The 20,036-nt window shown below is 72.7% G+C and carries 18 protein-coding genes; 12 read left to right on the forward strand and 6 right to left on the reverse strand.

The genetic code is table 11. The features are described from left to right. Window positions 1-63: 63 nt before the first annotated feature. Entirely contained in the window at window positions 64-705 is a 642-nt protein-coding gene (locus VHW64_RS14530; protein ID WP_329651283.1) for an O-methyltransferase, read from the forward strand. Window positions 706-841: 136 nt separating this feature from the next. On the opposite strand, the gene VHW64_RS14535 is transcribed toward VHW64_RS14530, so the two are convergent. The 3 genes from VHW64_RS14535 to VHW64_RS14545 all read right to left on the reverse strand — a co-directional run bounded on the left by VHW64_RS14535 (window position 842) and on the right by VHW64_RS14545 (window position 3,985). After that, window positions 842-2,512 (reverse strand): MFS transporter, encoded by a 1,671-nt coding sequence (locus VHW64_RS14535; protein WP_329651284.1) that lies wholly within the window; start codon window positions 2,510-2,512, stop codon window positions 842-844. Between the two features lie 68 nt (window positions 2,513-2,580). Beyond that, the gene (locus VHW64_RS14540) at window positions 2,581-3,192 is read right to left on the reverse strand and encodes a TetR/AcrR family transcriptional regulator (protein ID WP_329651285.1); all 612 of its coding nucleotides are present in this window, start codon (window positions 3,190-3,192) and stop codon (window positions 2,581-2,583) included. 169 nt (window positions 3,193-3,361) lie between these two features. Beyond that, window positions 3,362-3,985, reverse strand: a complete 624-nt coding sequence (locus tag VHW64_RS14545; protein WP_329651286.1) for an alpha/beta hydrolase — start codon at window positions 3,983-3,985, stop codon at window positions 3,362-3,364. A gap of 39 nt (window positions 3,986-4,024) precedes the next feature. Between VHW64_RS14545 and ligA the strand changes: the two genes are divergently transcribed. Then, entirely contained in the window at window positions 4,025-6,109 is a 2,085-nt protein-coding gene (gene ligA / locus VHW64_RS14550; RefSeq protein ID WP_329651287.1) for an NAD-dependent DNA ligase LigA, read from the forward strand. A gap of 6 nt (window positions 6,110-6,115) precedes the next feature. Here ligA and VHW64_RS14555 read toward each other — a convergent pair whose 3' ends face one another. Next, window positions 6,116-6,262 (reverse strand): hypothetical protein, encoded by a 147-nt coding sequence (locus VHW64_RS14555; RefSeq protein WP_329651288.1) that lies wholly within the window; start codon window positions 6,260-6,262, stop codon window positions 6,116-6,118. Between the two features lie 44 nt (window positions 6,263-6,306). After that, window positions 6,307-8,001, reverse strand: a complete 1,695-nt coding sequence (locus VHW64_RS14560; protein WP_329651289.1) for a hypothetical protein — start codon at window positions 7,999-8,001, stop codon at window positions 6,307-6,309. Between the two features lie 145 nt (window positions 8,002-8,146). Between VHW64_RS14560 and gatC the strand changes: the two genes are divergently transcribed. The 10 genes from gatC to VHW64_RS14610 all read left to right on the forward strand — a co-directional run bounded on the left by gatC (window position 8,147) and on the right by VHW64_RS14610 (window position 19,050). Then, window positions 8,147-8,461: an Asp-tRNA(Asn)/Glu-tRNA(Gln) amidotransferase subunit GatC gene (gene gatC / locus VHW64_RS14565; protein ID WP_329651290.1), complete on the forward strand. Its 315-nt coding sequence runs from the start codon at window positions 8,147-8,149 to the stop codon at window positions 8,459-8,461. After that, entirely contained in the window at window positions 8,458-9,984 is a 1,527-nt protein-coding gene (gene gatA, locus VHW64_RS14570) for an Asp-tRNA(Asn)/Glu-tRNA(Gln) amidotransferase subunit GatA (RefSeq protein WP_329651291.1), read from the forward strand. Before gatC ends, gatA begins: the two co-directional genes overlap by 4 nt. Further along, window positions 9,981-11,486 (forward strand): Asp-tRNA(Asn)/Glu-tRNA(Gln) amidotransferase subunit GatB, encoded by a 1,506-nt coding sequence (gatB, locus tag VHW64_RS14575; RefSeq protein ID WP_329651292.1) that lies wholly within the window; start codon window positions 9,981-9,983, stop codon window positions 11,484-11,486. The genes gatA and gatB overlap by 4 nt, the downstream gene beginning before the upstream one ends. 76 nt (window positions 11,487-11,562) lie before the next feature. Next, a complete protein-coding gene (locus VHW64_RS14580) occupies window positions 11,563-12,222 on the forward strand; it encodes a hemerythrin domain-containing protein (protein ID WP_329651293.1) in 660 nt (219 codons plus the stop codon). Between the two features lie 305 nt (window positions 12,223-12,527). Then, window positions 12,528-13,598, forward strand: a complete 1,071-nt coding sequence (locus VHW64_RS14585) for a hypothetical protein (RefSeq protein ID WP_329651294.1) — start codon at window positions 12,528-12,530, stop codon at window positions 13,596-13,598. 51 nt (window positions 13,599-13,649) lie between these two features. Further along, a complete protein-coding gene (locus VHW64_RS14590; protein WP_329651295.1) occupies window positions 13,650-14,471 on the forward strand; it encodes a hypothetical protein in 822 nt (273 codons plus the stop codon). Further along, entirely contained in the window at window positions 14,471-15,571 is a 1,101-nt protein-coding gene (locus VHW64_RS14595) for an energy-coupling factor transporter transmembrane component T (protein ID WP_329651296.1), read from the forward strand. The genes VHW64_RS14590 and VHW64_RS14595 overlap by 1 nt, the downstream gene beginning before the upstream one ends. Then, window positions 15,568-17,145: an ABC transporter ATP-binding protein gene (locus VHW64_RS14600; RefSeq protein ID WP_329651297.1), complete on the forward strand. Its 1,578-nt coding sequence runs from the start codon at window positions 15,568-15,570 to the stop codon at window positions 17,143-17,145. Before VHW64_RS14595 ends, VHW64_RS14600 begins: the two co-directional genes overlap by 4 nt. Beyond that, entirely contained in the window at window positions 17,142-18,074 is a 933-nt protein-coding gene (locus VHW64_RS14605; protein WP_329651298.1) for an ECF transporter S component, read from the forward strand. Before VHW64_RS14600 ends, VHW64_RS14605 begins: the two co-directional genes overlap by 4 nt. A 7-nt stretch (window positions 18,075-18,081) precedes the next feature. Then, window positions 18,082-19,050: a GNAT family N-acetyltransferase gene (locus tag VHW64_RS14610; protein WP_329651299.1), complete on the forward strand. Its 969-nt coding sequence runs from the start codon at window positions 18,082-18,084 to the stop codon at window positions 19,048-19,050. A 3-nt stretch (window positions 19,051-19,053) separates the two neighbouring features. Here the strand turns inward: VHW64_RS14610 and VHW64_RS14615 are convergent, their stop codons facing one another. Next, window positions 19,054-19,908, reverse strand: a complete 855-nt coding sequence (locus VHW64_RS14615) for an EamA family transporter (RefSeq protein WP_329651300.1) — start codon at window positions 19,906-19,908, stop codon at window positions 19,054-19,056. Window positions 19,909-20,036: the final 128 nt, after the last annotated feature.

Raw genomic sequence — 20,036 nt, forward strand, 5'->3', positions numbered from 1 at the left:
CGCTGCCGACGGCGGTCACGTGGGCCGGTGGACCGACTCAGGACGTGAGGCAGACTCGGACCCATGGACATCGTGGCTGCCGAGATCAACGACTACCTGCTCGCCCACTCCGAGCCTGCCGACGAGGTGCTGCGCGACCTCGCCGAGCTCACCCGCCGCGACCTGGCACCGCAGTCGGGGATGCAGATCAGCCACGACGAGGGCGAGCTGCTCACCATGCTGGTGCGGCTGACGGGCGCCAAGCAGGCGGTCGAGGTCGGGACCTTCACCGGCTACTCCTCGATCTGCATCGCCCGCGGCCTGCCCGACGACGGTCACCTGCTGTGCTGCGACGTGAGCAAGGAGTACACCTCGGTCGCCCGCGACCACTGGGCCAGGGCTGGCCTGACCGACCGGATCGAGCTGCGGATCGCCCCTGCGGTCGAGACCTTGCGCTCGCTGCGCACCGAGCCCTACCTCGACTTCGCGTTCATCGACGCCGACAAGACCGGCTACCCGGCGTACGTCGAGGAGATCCTGCCGCGGCTACGGACGGGCGGGCTGATGGTGCTCGACAACATGCTCCGCGACGGCCGGGTCCTGGCTCCCGAGAACGACGACGACCGGGCGATCGACACGCTGAACGAGGCGCTGGTCGCCGACCACCGCGTCGACGTCGTGCTGCTCCCGGTCCGCGACGGAGTGAGCCTGGCCCGCAAGCGCTAGCAAGGACGCCGAGTCGGCCCCAAAGAGCACGGAAACGCCGAGTCGTCATATGACGACTCGGCGCAGTTTCCGTGCTCTTTGGGGCCGAGTCGGCGTTCTTTTCGTGCACGTCTGTGCCGACTCGGCGTCGTTGCTGTCAGCCGACGTGCACGCCCTGCTGCTCGGGTGCGTCGGTGGCCAGCTCCTCGTGCTTGACGTCGAGGAAGATCCACACGATTGCCGAGCCGGCCAGCATCAGGAAGACGCCCACCAGGAAGGCGTGGGTGGCGCCGGTCGGGAAGCTGCCGAGGTAGGCCAGCGTCCCGGTGAGCGCGGTCGGGCTGGCCGCACCCAGCTTGTCCATCAGCTGCGAGGTGACGTTCGGGTCGAGCTGCGAGAGCCCCTTGCCGATCGTCGGCGCGATCTTGGTGATGTGGTCGTTGGTGAAGTGGCTGCCCACCGTCGACAGGATCGCCAGGCCGAGCGCGCCGCCGATCTGCTGCATGGTGTTCAGCACGCCCGACCCGATGCCGGAGTCCTCGGACCGCACGTGGTGCACGGCGGTCAGCGTCAGCGGCACGAACACCGCGCCCATGCCCAGCGCCATCAGGCACACGTAGGGCAGGATCTGGGTCCAGTAGCTGACGTCCGAGCCGAGGTGCTGGCCCTGGCTGACAGCCTGGAGCACGGCGGCCCCGCTGTCGGGCACGCTCAGCCGGGAGAAGCCGAAGAGCGCCACCGACGCCATCAGGGTGCCGACACCGGCGATGAACCTCGGGTCGATCCTGCTGGCCAGGCTGGACACGATCGTCGCGCTGATGATGATGCAGATGCTGAACGGCAGGAAGGCGAAGCCGGCCTTGAGCGGGCTGTAGCCCATGACGTTCTGGATGAACAGGCTCAGGAAGAAGAACATCGAGAACATCGCCGCCGGCAGCAGCATCATCGCCGCGAAGCTGGCCGCACGAGTGCGGTTGGCGAAGATCCGGAACGGCAGCAGCGGGTGCTCCACCCGGGTCTCGACGAGCATGAACATCGTGAGCAGCACAACGCCGCCGATCAGGCTGACGATCGTCCACCCGTCGCCCCAGCCGTACGCCGCATTGCCGGCCCGGGTGAGGCCGTAGACGACGGCGAGGAGCCCGCCGGTGCCGGCGAGGGCGCCGGGAACGTCGAGCTGGCCGGGGTACGACTCGGACTCGCGCAGGAAGCGCGGGGCGAGCAGCGCGGCGATGATGCCGATCGGCACGTTGATCAGGAAGGTCAGCCGCCAGCCGTCGTGGCTGTTGAACATCGAGACGTTCAGGCCGGTCAGCCAGCCACCGAGGATCAGCCCGACGGCCGCACCGGCGCCCGACATCGCGGCGTACACCGCGAAGGCGCGGTTGCGAGCGGGACCGGCGGGGAACGTCGTGGTGATCAGGGCCAGCGCTGCCGGAGAGGCGAGCGCGGCACCGAGGCCCTGGATGCCCCGGGCGCCCAGCAGCAGCGCCTCGCTCTGCGCGAAACCGCCCAGCAGCGAGGCCACCGCGAAGATCGAGAGGCCGATCATGAAGACCTTGCGGCGACCGTAGAGGTCACCGAGGCGGCCGCCGAGCAGCAGCAGGCCGCCGAAGGCCAGGGAGTAGCCGGTCACGATCCAGGTGAGGTTCGTGCCGGACATGTGGAGGTCCTTGCCGATGAACGGCAGGGCGATGTTGGCGATGGTCGCGTCGAGCACCACCATCAGCTGGGCGATGCAGATCAGCACCAGGGCCCAGCCGAGGTGCTCCTTGCGGCCCGAGGTCTCGGGCGTGCCGACGGCTTCTGCTTCGGTCAGGTCGGACATGCGCTTCCTTACTCTTGTCTGGCTCTGGGTGTCGTGGCTGTCGTGGATGTCGCGGGGCGTCGTCGTGTCTATGACGGGCTCGGGCCCTGCGGCCTGACAGCCGGCAGGATGATCTGGTCGACGGCGCGCTCGACGAGGTCGGCGTCCGGCTCCTCGCCGAGGACGAAGACGCGGTGCAGCACGATCCCGGCCAGGGCCGGGACCACCAGGTCGAGGTCGAGGTCCGCGCGCAGCTCGCCGCGGTCTCGTGCGCGCTCGAACACGGTGCGTGCCACGACCGACTTCGGCTCCACGACCTGCGCGCGGAACTCCGCCGCGAACTCCGGGTCGGTGGTCACCGCCGTGACGACGGCGCCGAACGTCGAGGTGGTGTCGTGGTCGGTGAGGCCGCCGTGGCCGCAGAACGCGGTGAGAAGGTCGCTGCGCAGGTCCCCGGTGTCGGGGATCTCGGGCGTCGTCTTGGTCTGCGCCAGGGCCTCGACGACGAGCTTGGCCTTGGAGGTCCACCGCCGGTAGAGCGTGGCCTTCGACGCCTTGGCTCGCTGGGCGACGGCGTCCATGGTGAGCCGGTCGTAGCCCACCTCGGCCAGTACCTCGAGCGCCGCGTCGAGGATCTCCTGCTCCCGGACGCCCTCGACACGAGGTCGGGCGGCGGCAGCAGCGGCGGCGTCGGGAGTCATGCGTCGGTCACCTGTCGTTCACGGGGATGAAACGAAACGGTTTCGTTCCATCAGGACGATAACCGATGTCCGCGGATGAAACAAGTCGGTTTCATCCGGGCTCCGGCCGAACCCCGCGAGGGGCCGTGGACGAGCCCGTCGAGACCACGGCGCACCGTGGGGCGGAGAGTCAGCTCAGGGCGAGGACGCGCCGGACCCGGTCGTGCGCGAAGCCGTTCCACGCGTGGATCCCGGTCAGCAGGTAGTGCCCGCGGGCACCCATGTCCGTGAAGGACGCGGCGACGGCGAGCGCGGCCGCGCGCTCGACGAAGGCGCGCGTGTCGGCGGCGCGGGTGATGCGGTCGCGCCGGCCGTGCGCGGCATGGAGCTCCTTGCCGGCCAGCGCGGCCACGGGCTCGTCGGGCGGCAGCCAGGGAGCCAGCGCGACCACCCCGCGCACCTGCGCGTGACCGGCCGAGCGGCACGCCGTACGCCCGCCCATCGAGTGCCCGAGCAGCACGACCGGCAGCTCGCCCAGCCGGCCTCGCGTCTGGTCGAGGGCCCAGCTCGTGTCCGCCACCTTCTCGGCGCCGTCGTCGTTCCAGCCGACGCTGCGGTAGCGCAGCAGGTGCACCGCGACCTGCGAGCCGTGCAGCCGCCTGCCCAGGGTCCGCGCGAGTCCGGCGGCCCGCTGCCACGACAGGCTGCGCGAGGTGACCTCGGCCCGGGAGCGGTCCTTGCCGCCGTGCAGGACCAGCACCGAGGCCACGGGGTGGGCCACCGAGTCGTGCCGAGTCAGCGACGGGTCGGTCACGGTCGTCTCCTGTCGGGGGTCGTTGGCAGGATAGGGGCCATGGACGAACCGAAGTCGGCGACCCCCGAGGCCAGGGAGCGTCACCGGGTCCTCGCGGAGGAGATCGAGGACGCCCGCTGGCGGTACTTCGTGCGGGACGATCCCACGCTCTCCGACATCGACTACGACCAGCGGCTGCGTGCGCTCCAGGCGCTGGAGGAGGAGTTCCCCGAGCTCCGCACGCCCGACTCGCCGACGCAGAAGGTCGGCGGGGCGGTCTCGACCGAGTTCACCGCGGTCGACCATCGGCGGCCCATGGAGAGTCTCGACAACGCCTTCACCTACGACGAGCTCGACGCGTGGTTCGCCCGGGTCGAGCGCGACGGCGTTGAAGCACCCGCGCTGCTGTGTGAGCTCAAGGTCGACGGGCTGGCGATCAACCTGCTCTACGAGCGGGGGCGACTCACCCGTGCGCTGACGCGGGGCGACGGCCGCACCGGGGAGGACGTCACGCCCAACGTCCGCACGATCGAGTCGGTGCCGCACCGGCTCGAGGACAACGACGACTTCCCGGTTCCCGCGCTGCTCGAGGTGCGCGGCGAGGTCTTCTTGCCGGTGGCGGCGTTCGAGCGGCTCAACGAGTCGCTGATCGAGGCGGGCAAGCAGCAGTTCGCCAACCCGCGCAACTCCGCGGCCGGTTCGCTGCGCCAGAAGGACCCACGGGTCACCGCGAGTCGGGCCCTGGGGATGGTGTGCCACGGTCTGGGCGCCCGCGAGGGCTTCGAGCCGCAGGCGCAGTCACACTCCTACGAGGCTCTGGCGGCGTGGGGCCTGCCGGTCTCCGAACAGGTGCGGGTGGTCCCCACCCTCGACGACGTCAAGGCCTACATCGAGAACGCCGGGGAGCACCGCCACACGATCGTCCCCTACGAGATCGACGGCGTCGTGATCAAGGTCGACGACGTCACCCTTCAGCGCCGGCTCGGCTCGACCTCGCGCGCGCCGCGTTGGGCGATCGCCTTCAAGTACCCGCCGGAGGAGGTCAACGCCAAGCTGCTCGCCATCCGGGTGAACGTCGGGCGCACCGGCCGGGCGACGCCGTTCGGCGTCATGGAGCCGACGAAGGTCGCCGGCTCCACCGTCGAGAACGCCACGCTCCACAACGCCCACGAGGTCAGGCGCAAGGACGTCCGTCCCGGAGACACCGTCATCCTGCGCAAGGCCGGCGACGTGATCCCAGAGATCCTCGGCCCGGTGCTCGCGCTGCGGCCGGCCGGGCTGCCCGAGTGGCAGATGCCCTCAAAGTGTCCCGCCTGCGGGACCGCGCTGGTGCAGCAGAAGGAGGGCGACAAGGACCTGCGCTGCCCCAACCACCGGTTCTGTCCGGCCCAGGTCCGCGAGCGCGTCTTCCACGTCGCCAGCCGCGGTGCCTTCGACATCGAGGGCCTCGGGTACGAGGCGGCGGTGGCGCTGCTGGACGCCGGCGCGATCGCCGACGAGGGCGACGTCTTCGACCTCGACGAGGCCGCGCTGCTCACCGCACCGCTGTTCACCCGGGCGCCGAGGAAGGGCGAGGACGGACCCCAGCTCAGTGCCAACGGCGCGGGTCTGCTGGCCAACCTCGGCCGGCGCAAGCAGGTCCCGCTGTGGCGGGTGCTGGTCGCGCTGTCGATCCGTCACGTCGGTCCGACGGCGGCCCGGGCGCTGGCCCAGGAGTTCGGCTCGATGGCGGCGATCCGGGCAGCGTCGGAGGAGGAGCTGGCCGCGGCCGAAGGTGTGGGCCCGACCATCGCGGAGTCGGTGACCGAGTGGTTCGGCGTCGACTGGCATCGCGGGATCGTCGACACGTGGAAGGAGGCCGGCGTGAGCATGGCCGACCAGCGCGACGAGTCGATGCCGCGCACCCTCGAGGGACTGACCCTGGTCGTCACGGGGTCCCTGGTCGACTTCTCGCGCGACTCCGCGAAGGAGGCGATCCTCGCCCGCGGTGGCAAGGCGGCCGGCTCGGTGTCGAAGAACACCGACTACGTCGTGGTCGGCGACAACGCCGGCTCCAAGGCCGACAAGGCCGAGCAGCTCGGGGTGCCGGTCCTCGACGAGGGCGGCTTCAAGGTCCTGCTCGAGAGCGGCCCGACGGGGCTGTGAGGAGCCTCAGGCGGGTCCGGCCACGGCCTGTCCGGACCACGCGGCACGACGCGTGCCCGGGCAGCCGTGGAAGAACAGCACGGGTCGGCCGTCCGGGTCCCCGCCCTCGGACCACGCGACGCGTCGCCCCTCGCGGAGCTCGGCGACGGGCACGGGCAGAGACTAGGCGCCCAGGCCACGACTAGGCCGTGTCCGGCCTAGGCGGCGGCCGTGGGTGGCGTCGTCGGCGACACCGGGTGCTGGCCGTTCTCCAGGCGCCACAGGTAGGCGCCCAGCGAGGCCGCCAGCGCGAGGAACACGATGCCGATCAGTCGATGGCCGGCGATCAGCGACCACAGGACGAGGACCGCCACCACCCCGATCATCGACAGCAACCCGGCCCGGGTGCCGACGATCCTGGCGAAGGCGACGGCGGCGCGCTCGGTCGTGCCCATCCGGCGGAACGTCACCGACCGGTCGGACATCGGCACCCGGAGCTCCGCGGGAACCGCGGCGTCCAGGGCCTTGGTGAGGTCCTTGCCGCGCGACCACTCGCGGGGCTCCAGCTCGAGGATGCTGCCGTCGCGTCCGATCAGGTGCCGAGCGCCGTCGCGCCAGCAGAGCAGGGCGGCGGCGTCGGAGAGCCGCATCGCCCGAGACATCGTCCCGGTGAGGCGCTCGGCGACGTCCTGGTCGACCGAGAACGTCGTGAGGTCGGCCGGCCAGTTGACGTGGCTGTGCTTCTGTCCGTTGCCCGACGGGCGGCTCTCGGGGAAGCCGACGACGGGAAGCGTCCGGCCCAGCGGTGCCGCCTCGGGCAGGCCCACGAGCAGCGAGGAGTGCAGCTCGGCGACGGCGCGGTCGACCCACGCCGGGTCGGTGTCGCGCAGCTGCTGGAGCAGCTCCTCGTAGGTCATCGGCACCTGCTCGCGGAGTACGGCGTACCCGGCCTCGAGCGCGGTCTCGACCATGGCGGCCGGTGACTCCAGCACCCGGAGCCGCGCTCGCACGGCCTCCTCGACCCACTCGCGCGGGACGCCCTGGTCGGCCAACCGCTGGGTCACCTCCAACGCGGCCCGGGCCAGGCTGCCCATGGCGTCGGGCTGCGCCTCGGCACCGGCCGCGATCACGGCATGGTCGTTGTCGACCTCGGTGATGCCCGACCAGAGCCCGAAGGCGCCACCGGTGTGACGCCGTAGCCCGTCGTGCAGCGCGCGCTCGAGGATGTCGGGCACGAACCCGGCCTCGTGGGTGCGGCAGACGACCCCGCTGATCGTGAGCCCGACCTCGTCGCGGTACGCCGCGGGCAGCGCACGCTCGAGGGGGACCGCCGCGGGGGCGGGTAGGTACTCGCCGGCCGGCAGCCGGAGGGTGAGCCCCGCCGGGGGTGGCCCGTCCAGGACGAGAACGGCGTTGGAGGCGCAGAAGACCCGCTGCGCGCGCTCCACCAGCAGCTGCTCGGTGGCGCGGACGGCACCGACCTCGGCATAGCTGGCGACGCCGGGGCCATTCGCGCCGTAGCGCCAGGTCAGGGAGCTGAAGAGCCCGTCTCGGGGACCTTGGGCACGGGCCTGGAGGACACCGCGCTCACGGGCCAGCAACCGCAGGTCGGGCTCGCTGAGCCACCGGGCCAGGGCGCTGAGGCGCTCGGCCAGGGCCTCCGGAGGGCCGAACGCCGCGAAGTGGGTCTGGAGCAGGGAGAGCCGGCCCTCGATCGGGCGGGTGAGCGACTCGCGGTCGAGCAGGGCGAGGTGCTCCAGGAGGTGCAGCCAGCCCGTCTCGTGCAGGGGCTCGTCGGCGCTTCCCTGGCGGAACAGCAGATGCGCGGCCGAGGCGGGTCGTCCCATGTCGACGTAGAAGCACAGGACGCCGTCCACCTCGGTCTCGGTGGTGGTGTGGAGAGCGGTTTTCATGAGGAGGCCTGAAGGGGAGAGGGCAGGTCGTTTCCGTTCAGCACGGTAGCCCGCGCGCGCTCCGTGCGTGGCCGGTTTCACCAACCTGGTACCCACGCCGCAACCGGATGGCTGGGCCGACGGAGGCCTCCCTAGGATGGCCTGCATGCCCGAGACTCCCGAGCACTCGATCTCCCGCGAGGAGGTGGCTCACCTCGCCGATCTCGCCCGGATCGACCTCAGCGACGCCGAGCTGGACCATCTCGCGCCGCAGCTGAGCGTGATCTTGGAGTCGATCGCCTCGATCCAGGAGGCGGCCGGTGCCGACGTGCCGCCCACCTCGCACGCCCTGCCGCTCACCAACGTCTACCGCGACGATGTCGTGCGCCCGGGGCTCACCGCCGAGGAGGCGCTGAGCGGTGCTCCCGAGGTCGAGCGGCAGCGGTTCAAGGTGCCGCGCATCCTCGGAGACGAGCAGTGAGCGCCGAGCGGCGCACCGCGGCCGAGCTCGCCGCGGCGCTCGCGGCCGGTGAGACGACCAGCGTCGAGATCACCCAGGCACACCTCGACCGCATCGCCGAGGTGGACGGCGCCGTGCACGCGTTCCTGCACGTGGACGCCGAGGGGGCACTGCGCGACGCCGCGGCCTCCGACCGGCGCCGGGCGGACGACTCGCCGCTCGGGGTGCTCGACGGGGTCCCGATCGCGGTCAAGGACGTCCTGGCCACCCGTGGCCTGCCCACCACCTGCGGGTCCCGGATCCTCGAGGGCTGGGTCCCGCCGTACGACGCGACCGTGGTGGCGCGGCTGCGCGCGGCCGGCCTGCCGATCCTCGGCAAGACCAACATGGACGAGTTCGCGATGGGCTCCTCGACCGAGCACAGCGCCTTCGGCCCGACCCACAACCCGTGGGACCTGACCCGGATCCCCGGCGGCTCCGGAGGAGGCAGCGCTGCCGCGGTGGCGGCGTACGAGACCCCCCTGGCGGTCGGGACCGACACCGGGGGCTCGATCCGGCAGCCGGGCGCCGTGACCGGCACCGTCGGGGTCAAGCCCACCTACGGCGGGGTCTCCCGCTACGGCCTGGTCGCGCTGGCCAACTCGCTGGACCAGGCGGGTCCGGTGACCCGGACCGTGCTCGACGCCGCGCTGCTGCACGAGGTCGTCGGCGGTCACGACCCCCTCGACTCGACCTCGATCGAGCAGGCGCTGCCGAGCCTCGTCGACGCCGCCCGCCAGGGCGCTGACGGCGACCTCGCCGGCGTGCGGATCGGCGTGGTCAAGGAGCTCGGCGGTGAGGGGTACCAGGCCGGTGTCCTGGCCCGCTTCGAGGAGTCCGTCGAGCTGATGACCAAGGCGGGCGCCGAGGTGGTGGAGGTCTCCTGCCCCAGCTTCGTGCACGCCCTGGCGACCTACTACCTCATCCTGCCTGCCGAGGCGTCGTCCAACCTCGCGCGCTTCGACGCCATGCGCTACGGCCTCCGCGTGACCCCGCAGCCTGCCGACGGGTCCGCGCCGAGCGCGGAGGACGTCATGCGCGTCACTCGCGAGGCGGGCTTCGGCGACGAGGTCAAGCGCCGCATCATCTTGGGCACCTACGCCCTGTCCAGCGGCTACTACGACGCCTACTACGGCCAGGCCCAGAAGGTGCGGACCCTCGTGGTGCGCGACTTCGGGGCCGCCTTCGAGCGGGCCGACGTGCTGGTGAGCCCCACGGCGCCGACCACGGCGTTCCGGATCGGGGAGAAGGTCGACGACCCGCTGGCGATGTACCTCAACGACCTGGCCACCATCCCGGCCAACCTGTCCGGCGTCCCGGGGATCTCGGTGCCCAGCGGCCTCGCCGACGAGGACGGGCTGCCGGTCGGCGTCCAGATCCTCGCCCCGGCGCTGGCCGACGACCGCGTCTACCGCGTGGGGGCCGCCCTGGAGTCCCTGCTCGCCCAGCAGTGGGGTGGCCGCCTGCTCGACCAGGCACCGGAGCTGACGGGAGCCGGCGCATGAGCGACTCGCTGATGTCCTACGACCAGGCTCTCGCGGCCTTCGACCCCGCTCTCGGGCTCGAGGTGCACGTCGAGCTGAACACCGTGACCAAGATGTTCTGCGGCTGCCCCACGACCTTCGGTGCCGCCCCCAACACCCAGACCTGCCCGACCTGCCTGGGCCTGCCGGGCTCCATGCCGGTGGTCAACGCCGCGGCCGTGGAGTCGGCGATCCGGATCGGGCTCGCGCTCAACTGCTCCATCGCCGAGTGGTGCCGGTTCGCCCGCAAGAACTACTTCTACCCCGACATGCCGAAGAACTTCCAGACCTCGCAGTACGACGAGCCGATCGCCTACGACGGGTGGCTGGAGGTCGCTGTCCCCGTCGAGGGAGGCGACGTCGAGACCTACCGGGTGGAGATCGAGCGCGCCCACATGGAGGAGGACACCGGCAAGTCGACCCATATCGGCAGGACGGGCCGCATCCACGGCGCCGACTACTCCCTGGTCGACTACAACCGCGCCGGCATCCCCCTGATCGAGATCGTCACCAAGCCGGTGCTCGGCACCGGTGAGCGGGCGCCCGACGTCGCCCGTGCCTACGTCGGGCAGCTGCGCGAGCTGCTGCTGGGCCTCGGGGTCAGCGACGTCCGCATGGAGCAGGGCTCGCTGCGGTGCGACGTCAACCTCTCCCTGGCGCCGAAGGGCTCGGGCACCCTCGGCACCCGCACCGAGACCAAGAACGTCAACTCGCTGCGGTCCGTCGAGCGGGCGGCGCGCTACGAGGTGCAGCGGCACGCGGCCGTGCTCGCCCAGGGCGGGCGGATCCTCCAGGAGACGCGCCACTGGCACGAGGACACCGGCATCACCACCAGCGGCCGGGAGAAGTCCGACGCCGAGGACTACCGCTACTTCCCCGAGCCCGACCTGGTGCCCGTCGCCCCGGGCCGGGAGTGGGTCGAGCGGCTGCGCACCGAGCTGCCCGAGCCACCTCAGGAGCGTCGGGCCCGCCTCCAGGAGGCGTGGGGCTTCACCGACCTGGAGATGCGCGACACGGTCGGCGCCGGTGCACTCGTCCTGGTCGAGCAGACCATCGCCGCCGGCGCCACGGCCCAGGCCGCTCGCAAGTGGTGGCTCGGTGAGCTCGCCCGCCGCGCGAACGAGTCGGAGACCGAGCTCTCCGAGCTCGGCGCCGCCCCGGCCGACGTCGCTCGCGTCCAGGCGCTGGTCGACGAGGGGACCCTCAACGACAGGCTCGCGCGCCAGGTCCTCGACGGCCTCCTCGCCGGGGAGGGGACACCCGACGAGATCGTGGCTGCCCGGGGGCTCGCGATCGTCTCCGACGAGGGGGCGCTCGGCGCCGCGGTCGACAACGCCATCGCGGCCAACCCCGGCGTCGCCGAGAAGATCCGCGAGGGCAAGGTCGCCGCTGCCGGAGCCCTGATCGGCGCGGTGATGAAGGAGATGCGGGGACAGGCCGACGCCAACCGCGTGCGCGAGCTGATCCTGGACCGGCTCGGCTGACCCACCCCGGAGGCCAAGGTCCCTGGCGGTGTGGAGCGGGCTCCGCCAGGCTGCTCCCACGACCTGAGGGGACGGCATGACCACGACAACCGAGAAGCCCGACGTCAACCAGATGCGGGTCATCCACCGCGTCTTCCGCCGCGAGCTCGGCGCCGTCCCCGACCTGGTACGCCGCGTGCCCGACGGGGACATCCCCCGCGCCGCCGTGGTCGGCAAGCACGCGACGTTCCTGCTCACCGGTCTCACCATCCACCACACCGGTGAGGACGAGAACCTCTGGCCGCTCCTGCTGGCCCGGGCTGCGCCGTCTGTCGACCTGGTCAAGACGATGCAGGAGCAGCACGAGCGCGTCCACGAGGACCTCGACAAGGCGCACGGGCTGCTCCCGGGCTGGCAGCGCGCCCCCGACGCCGAGAGCGGCGAACGACTGGCGGCCGCCTTCGAGCAGCTCGGGTCCGACCTCGTCGAGCACCTCGACCAGGAGGAGCGCGACATCCTGCCGCTGGCCGAGGAGCACGTCAGCGTCGCGGAGTGGGGGAAGCTCGGCGAGCACGGGCGCGACTCCATGGCGAAGAGCGAGCTGCCGATCATGTTCGGGGCGATCCTGGAGGACGCCGACCCGGAGGAGTCGGCCAAGATGCTCTCGCTCCTCCCGCCCCCGATCCGGCTCTTCATGCGCACGGTCGGCGCGCGGCAGTACCGCCGTTACATCTGCGAGGTCCGCGGCGGCGCCTGAGCCTGGTCGACTGTCCTTGACCGGCGTACCGAGGCGTACTCCCCGTCCGGGCAGGGGTCGCGGTTGTGGCCCGACGTGGTGCAGGAGATAGCCTGCGACCTGATCACCCTCACGCACGCCCGTGATGGGGGAAGCCGGTCGAAGTCCGGCGCTGACCCGCAACCGTAGGTCGCACCCGCTCGGGGGTACGACGAGCCGGAGCACCCATCGCGACGCGTCCTGAACACACGCTGTCGAGGAACGCAGCTGGTGGGTACCTGCCCCGGCCCGGGGCGCCTGCCCGCTGTCGCAGCGGGAAGGAAACCATGCTCACCCTCTCTTCGGTACGCCGGACCGGCGCCGTGCTCGCGGCGTCGGCGCTCACCCTCTCCCTGGTCGCCGCAGGTGGCGCCGCGCAGGCGAGCCCCGCCAACCGCAGCGCCGACTGGATGTCCGGCCAGCTCACCAACGGGCTGCTGGTCGGCAGCTATCTCGGCACGCCGTACGACGACTACGGCCCCACCATCGACACCGCGTTCGCCCTCAAGGCGCTGGGCAACCACAGCGGGAAGGTCGCCGAGATCCGCAACGCCCTGGAGAAGCACCCCCGCAAGTACATCTCGTACAAGAAGGCCAGGTACTCCGGGCCCACCGCGAAGCTGCTGGTCTTCGCCGAGCGGACGAAGGGTGCCACCACCAGCTTCGGTGGCGTCAACCTCGTGGGCTGGCTCAACGGCATGGTCACCAAGAAGGGCCACGCCAAGGGCCGGATCGCCGACCGCGGCTCGGCCGACTACGCCAACGTCACCGGCCAGATCCTGGCGGTGCGCGGGCTCACCTGGATCCACAGCCGCCAGGCCGCGCCGACCTTGAAGTTCCTGCTCGAGCAGCAGTGCTCCAAGGGCTACTTCCGGCTGAGCTTCTCGCCGATGGGCACCAAGCACCAGGGCTGCCGCGCGAGCGACCCGGCCGACCCCGACACCACGTCGTACGCCGTCGTGGAGCTGTGGAAGCAGAGCCGGCACGAGCCGCAGCTGCGCGCCGCCCTGAAGCGCGCCGTCACCTGGCTGGCCAAGCGCCAGCACGCGAACGGCGCGTTCGTGGGCGGCGCCACGACCGCCTTCCCGAACTCCAACAGCACCGGGCTGGCCGGCTGGGCCCTCGGTCTGACCGGGCACTGCTCGGCCGCCAGGGCCGCGGCGCGCTGGGTCGGCGGTCTCCAGGTCGGAGCGCAGAAGTCCGGGTCGCCGCTGGCCGGTGACCGCGGGGCGATCGCCTATCGCGCGTCCTCGCTGAGGACCGCCGAGAAGGACGGCATCACGGCTGACGCGCAGGACGAGTGGTGGCGTGCCACCTCCCAGGGCGCCCCCGTGCTGACCTATCGGCACGGCTGCTGACCCTTCGTGCTCCACAGCCGCGCGCGCCGTGCCGCCGCGACCCTTGCGGTCGTGGCGGCGGTCGTGCTGCCCGGGCGCCCCGCCGAGGCGGCGGGGTGCGGCTCCGGGGGAGGGGTGAGGGTCGTCGTCGACTTCCACCAGCTCAGCTCGAAGGGACCCTCGACCGCCTGTGACGCCGGCGGCGGCGGCGACGCCGCGTCGGCGATCTTCGCGGCCGCCGGGCACCGGCTGACCTTCGTGGTCGACGAGCCCTTCGTCTGCGAGGTCGACGGAGCGCCGAGCACCTCCTGCGCCAGGACCCCTCCGTCCGACGCGTACTGGTCCCTGTGGTGGTCCGACGGGACCTCCGGGACCTGGAAGTACGCCGCCGTGGGGGTCGCGTCGCTGCACGTCCCCGACGGCGGCTACGTCGCCCTGTCGTGGCAGAAGGGGAACGCGCAGGTGCCCCCACGCGTCGCGCCCACCTCGCACAACCCCGGCTCACCCACCTCGAGCCCGACCACGCAGCCGACGTCCCACCCGTCCTCCCACCCGACACGCTCGCCGAGCTCGGGACCCAGCACCTCGACGTCGTCCGCCCCGGCGACGCCCAGCGACTCGCCGTCCTCCCCGTCCGGCGGGCACACCCACCTTGGCGGATCCACCGCGAAGCCTCCTCGTCATCCGAGCGCGACACCGAGCGCGACCCCCAGCGCAAGCCCCGGCGCGAGCGCGACGGGCGAGGCCGGCGGCGCCCTGCCGACCGGCTCGTCGGGCGGCGGCAGCGGCTCGGGCGGGGTCCCTGGCTGGGTCGCGCCCGTCGCCGTGCTGCTCGTCTTCGCGGCCGGTGGCGCGGTCACGCTGGCCCGCCGCAGGGCCCGCGGCGGGACCTGATGCGACGCCGACTCGCCACGCTGGCGAACGCCCGGCTGCCTCGCGACCTGCACCCGGTCGCCTGGTGGCTGTGGGCGCTCGGGCTCGCGACGGCCGCGTCGTTCACCACCAACCCCTACCTCCTGCTGCTGCTGATCGGGGTCGCCTGCCTGGCTGTGGCGGCCCGGCGCAGCGCGCAGCCATGGGCGGACTCCTTCCGGATCTACCTGTGGCTCGGCGTGGCGATCGTCGCGATCCGGGTGCTGTTCCGGATCCTGCTCGGCGGCGGTGACGGCGGCCGGGTGCTGCTGCACCTGCCCTCGATCCCGCTCCCGCACTGGACGCTCGGCCTCCGCCTTCTCGGCCCGGTGACCCAGGAGTCGCTCCTGGCCGGGCTGTACGACGGGCTGCGCCTGGCCGCGATCGTCATCTGCGTGGGGTCGGCCAACGCCCTGGCCAACCCGAAGCGGCTGCTCCGGTCGGTGCCGCCCGCGCTGTACGAGATCGGCAGCGCCCTGGTCGTCGCGGTGACGGTGCTCCCGCAGCTGGCCGACAGCGTCCGCCGGGTCCGGGCCGCCCAGCTGCTGCGGGGTGGCGAGACCGGGCGCGTCCGCGGTCTGCGGCGCCTGATGGTCCCGGTCCTGGAGGACTCCCTGGAGCGCTCGCTGGCCCTGGCCGCCGGGATGGACACCCGCGGCTACGGCCGCACCGCCGGCGCCACCGCGCGCGAGCGCCGTACCACCGGGGGACTGATGCTGCTCGGGTTGGGCGCGGTCTGCGCGGGGGTCTACGGCGGGCTGGACCAGACGACGCCCGCCTGGCTGGGGCGTCCGATGCTGGTGCTGGGGGTCCTCGTCTCGGCGGTCGCGATCCGGCAGGCCGGCCGCCGGGTCGTCCGCACCCGCTACCGGCCCGACCGATGGCGCTGGCCGGAGCTGGTCGTGGCCGCCTCGGGGGTCGCGGTGGGCGCCGCCGGCTGGTGGATCTCGCAGCACCAGCTCCAGGTCGCCTACCCGTCGCTGACCGTGGCGCCGACCCTCAGCGCGCTCGCCCTGCTCGCGATCGCCGCCGCAGTGGTGGGCGCCCTGTGCTCGCCGCGTCCGCTCGGTGGCTCGGCGTGATCGAGCTGCGTGGGGTCCGGTTCGGCTACGACGAGCGGCTCGTGCTGCGCGACGTCGACCTCGCCCTCGACGAGGGCGAGCTGGTGCTGGTCTCGGGACGCACCGGGGTCGGCAAGTCGACGCTCCTGGGGGTGCTGACGGGCCTGGTTCCGCGGTTCTCCGGTGGCACGCTGGCCGGCGACGTGCTGGTCGACGGACGCTCCGTGGTCCACCAGCCGCCGCGCGAGCGCGCCCACCTGGTGGGGTACGTCGGCCAGGACCCCGCCGCGGGCTTCGTCACCGACACCGTCGAGGAGGAGCTGGCCTACGGCATGGAGCAGCTCGGGCTTCCCGCCGACACGATGCGCCGCCGCGTCGAGGAGACCCTCGACCTGCTGGGCATCGCCGCACTCCGCGCACGCGACCTGCGCACGCTCTCCGGCGGCGAGCAGCAGCGGGTGGCCATCGGCTCGGTGCTCACGATGCACCCTCGCGTGCTGGTGCTGGACGAGCCGACCTCGGCCCTCGACCCGACCGCCGCGGAGGAGGTGCTCGCGACCCTGGCCCGGCTGGTCCACGACCTCGGAGTCTCGGTGCTGCTGGCCGAGCACCGGCTCGAGCGCGTCGTCCCGTTCGCCGACCGGATGGTGGTGCTCGCCGGCGACGGGTCGGTGCGCACGGGCGCCCCGGCGGACCTGCTCGCCTCCGCACCCGTCGTACCCCCGATCGTGGAGCTGGGCCGAGCGCTGGGCTGGTCGCCGCTCCCGGTGACGGTCCGCGACGCCCGCCGGATGGCCCGCGGGCTCGAGCTCCCGGCACCGCCGACCAGCGCCGCCCCGGCCGGCACCGGCGACCCCGTGGTCCGCGCTGCCGGGGTCACCGTCGTGCGCGGCGGCACCGTGGCGCTGCGTGAGGTGTCGGTCGACCTGCGCCGGGGCTCCGTCACCGCGCTGATGGGCCGCAACGGCTCGGGCAAGTCGACCCTGCTGTGGACGCTTCAGGGCACCCGGACCCGGCGCGGCGGCACCGTCACGGTCGATGGGACGGACCCCGGCTCGGAGCCCGGCGATCGCCGCCGCCGACTGGTCGGGCTCGTGCCGCAGGACGCCGCGGACCTGCTCTACCTCGAGACCGTGGCCGAGGAGTGCGCCGCCGCCGACGCCGGGGCGGGCCACCCCGAGCCGGGCCTGTGCCGTGCGCTGCTGGACCGGCTGGTGCCGGGCATCCCCGGTGACGCCCACCCGCGAGACCTCTCCGAGGGCCAGCGCCTGGCGTTGGCCGTCGCGGTGGTGCTCGTCGCCTCGCCACGGGTCCTGCTGCTCGACGAGCCCACCCGTGGGCTCGACTACCCGGCCAAGGCCGAGCTGGCGGGCGCGCTCCGTCGGCTGGCCGAGTCGGGGCACGCGGTGATGGTGGCGACCCACGACGTGGAGTTCGCGGCAGAGGCCGCCGACTGCGTGGTCGTGCTCGCCGAGGGGGAGGTCGTGTCCGCCGGCCCGGCGCGCGACGTGCTCGCGTCGTCGCCGGCGTTCGCGCCCCAGGTGAGCAAGATCCTCGGGCCGGGGTGGCTGCGGGTCTCGGAGGTGCCGACGTGAGCGCGCGGGTGCGGGCCGTCCCGCTGTCACGCCGTTCCGCGCTGGTACTGGCGGTCGCCTCGCTGGCCGGGCTCATGATGCTGATGTGGCCGCTGCTGGTCCGGCAGGCCACCGGCGGTCAGGTGGGTCCGCCGTTCGTGTTCCTGGCGCTGGTGCCCGTCGTGATCGTGGTGGTGCTCGCCGAGGTCACCGAGGGCGGGCTCGACCCCCGCGTCCTGGCCGTGCTGGGGGTGCTCTCCGCGGTCAACGCTGTCCTGCGCGGGCTCTCCCCGGGTACGGCGGGCGTGGAGCTGGTCTTCTTCCTGCTGATCCTGGCCGGCCGGGTCTTCGGCGCGGGCTTCGGGTTCGTGCTCGGCTGCACCTCGCTGTTCGCCTCCGCCCTGCTCACCGGGGGCGTGGGGCCCTGGCTGCCGTTCCAGATGCTGGTCTCGGCCTGGGTCGGGATGGGAGCCGGCCTGCTGCCGCGCCGCGCGACCGGGCGAGCCGAGATCGCCGTGCTCGCGGCGTACGGCGTGGTGGCGGCGTACGTCTTCGGCCTGCTGCTCAACCTGTCGTCGTGGCCGTTCGTCCTGGGCCTCTCGGTCCCCGGACACGCGGGGCTCTCGTTCGTGCCCGGCGACGCGGTCGGGGCCAACCTGCACCGCTTCCTGACCTACACCCTGATCACCTCGACCGGGTCGTTCGACACCGGGCGGGCGATCACCAACGCCGTGGCGATCGTGGTGCTGGGACCCGCCGTGCTCACCACGCTGCGCCGCGCGGCCCGGCGCGTGGTCGTGACCGGCACCGTGCAGGTGACCCCGGCGGATAACGCGTTGCCCGACGACGCCGCCACCTCTAGCGTCGGGGCTACCGACGAGCACAGGAAGGAGGCCCCGATGTCCACACCGTCACCCGGCCTCCCCACGGAGGCCGGTTCCCAGATCTGAGGAACCCTTGTCTTCTCTGACGTTCTTCCACCCTGCCTCCGTCGACGAGGCGCACGCCCTGCTCGCCACCAGCCCGATGCCGGTGGACTCACTCACCCAACGCCGCATCCGCAGCGCCGAGAACCTGACCGGCTACCTCACCTCGGGACGTCGCCGACCCGAGTGGGTCTGGGCCGTGGCCCGCACCGACGGTGCCGGGCAGCACGGCCGCCCGGAGGTGGTGGGCGTAGTCGGCGCCTTCGGCGCCCACGGCGTCTTCCTGCTCGATGTCTTCGGCATGCCCGACGACCCCGACGTCGCCCGGGCGCTGGTCGCCCGCGTCACCGACGACGCGCTCGCCGAGCACGACCCGGTCGAGGTCTGTCTCTTCGCGCCGCCGGGGATGACGGTCCAGGACGCCGCCCTCGCCCCGGTGATCGAGCCGTTGCGCGACGCTGGGTGGCGGCTGCTGGTCGAGCGCCGTCACTACGAGTTCGACCCGGAGCCCGGCCTGGCCGCGGCCGAGCGCAGCGGCCTGGTCCTCGAGCGGCTTCGCGACGCCGACGACCCGCGGCTGGCTGCGTGCTACCGGGAGATCATGCGCGACACGCTCGACGTCCACGACCGCGAGCTGGTCGAGCGGCTCGGCTTCGACGCCGCGTGCGCCGACAGCCTCTCCGACATGGTGGGCGACCAGCCCGTGGACCGCATCCACCTGGCCTCCGACGAGCGGGGTGCGGTGGTCGGCATGGTCGCGGCCTTCGTGCATCCCAACGGCCGAGGCGTGCTCTGGTTCGTCGGCATCGCCCGCGACCACCGCGGGCACGGGTACGGCCGCCAGCTCCTGGCCTGGCAGACCCGGCAGCTGCTGGCCGACGGCGCGACGACGCTGATCGCCGACACCGACAACGACAACGTGCCGATGGCCCGGGCGTTCGCCGACGTCGGCTGGCCGCAGACCGAGACGCGGATCGACATGGTGCACCAGAGCCGGTGACCGTCAGTCCAGGGGCGGCGCCGCGAGGCGTCGTTCGGTATGGGTCGCCCCGACGCTCGCGGACACGACGCATGCGACCGCCAGCCACTGGGCCGCCGAGAGGTACTCGTGGACGACCACGACTCCCGCCAGGGCGGCGGCCGCCGGCTCCAGGCTCATCAGGATGCCGAAGACCGCGGGACGGATGGTCCGCAGGGCCGTGATCTCGCACGAGTACGGGATCACCGAGCTGAGGAGACCGACCAGGGCTCCGAGGAGGACGACGTGCGGGTCGCCCAGCCCGCGACCGGAGAACGCGGCGACGAACGGCGCCATCCCCGCGGCGGCCACGACACTGGCCACGGTGAGCCCGTCGAGGCCCGGCCAGCGGCGGCCGGTCTGCGCGCCCAGCAGGATGTAGGAGGACCACATGGCGCCGGCGAGCAGCGCGAACGCCACGCCGGCGACGTCCAGGTGCGTGCGCTCGATGCCGAGCAGGGCGACGCCGACGGCGGCCAGGCCGACCCACAGCAGGTCCCGGGCGCGGCGGCTCCCGGTCATCGCCAGGCCCAGCGGGCCCAGGAACTCGATGGTGACGGCCAGGCCGAGCGGGATCCGGGAGAACGACTCGTAGATGGCCCAGTTCATCGTGCCGAGGACGACGCCGAACGCCAGCGCCACCCGCCAGTCGGCCGCGGCGCGCCCGCGCAGGCGCGGCCGCACGACCACCGTGAGCACGACGGCGCTGGTCGCGAGACGCAGCCAGACCAGGGTCAGCGGAGCCGCGTCGTCGAAGAGGTCCTTGGCGATCCCCGCTCCGAGCTGCACCGAGACGATGCCGAAGACCACCAACCAGACCGGCGGCACCCTCGACAGCACCCCGGCAACCTATCCACCGCCGCCCCGCCCCCGTTGAGTGGCGAGTTCCAACCCGTTGAGTGGCGAGTTCCAACGCCTTGAGTGGCGGGTTCCAACGCCTTGAGATGCGGATTCCGACTACGACAGCG

This window comes from Nocardioides sp. (genome assembly GCF_036267815.1).
GTDB lineage: Bacteria > Actinomycetota > Actinomycetes > Propionibacteriales > Nocardioidaceae > Nocardioides.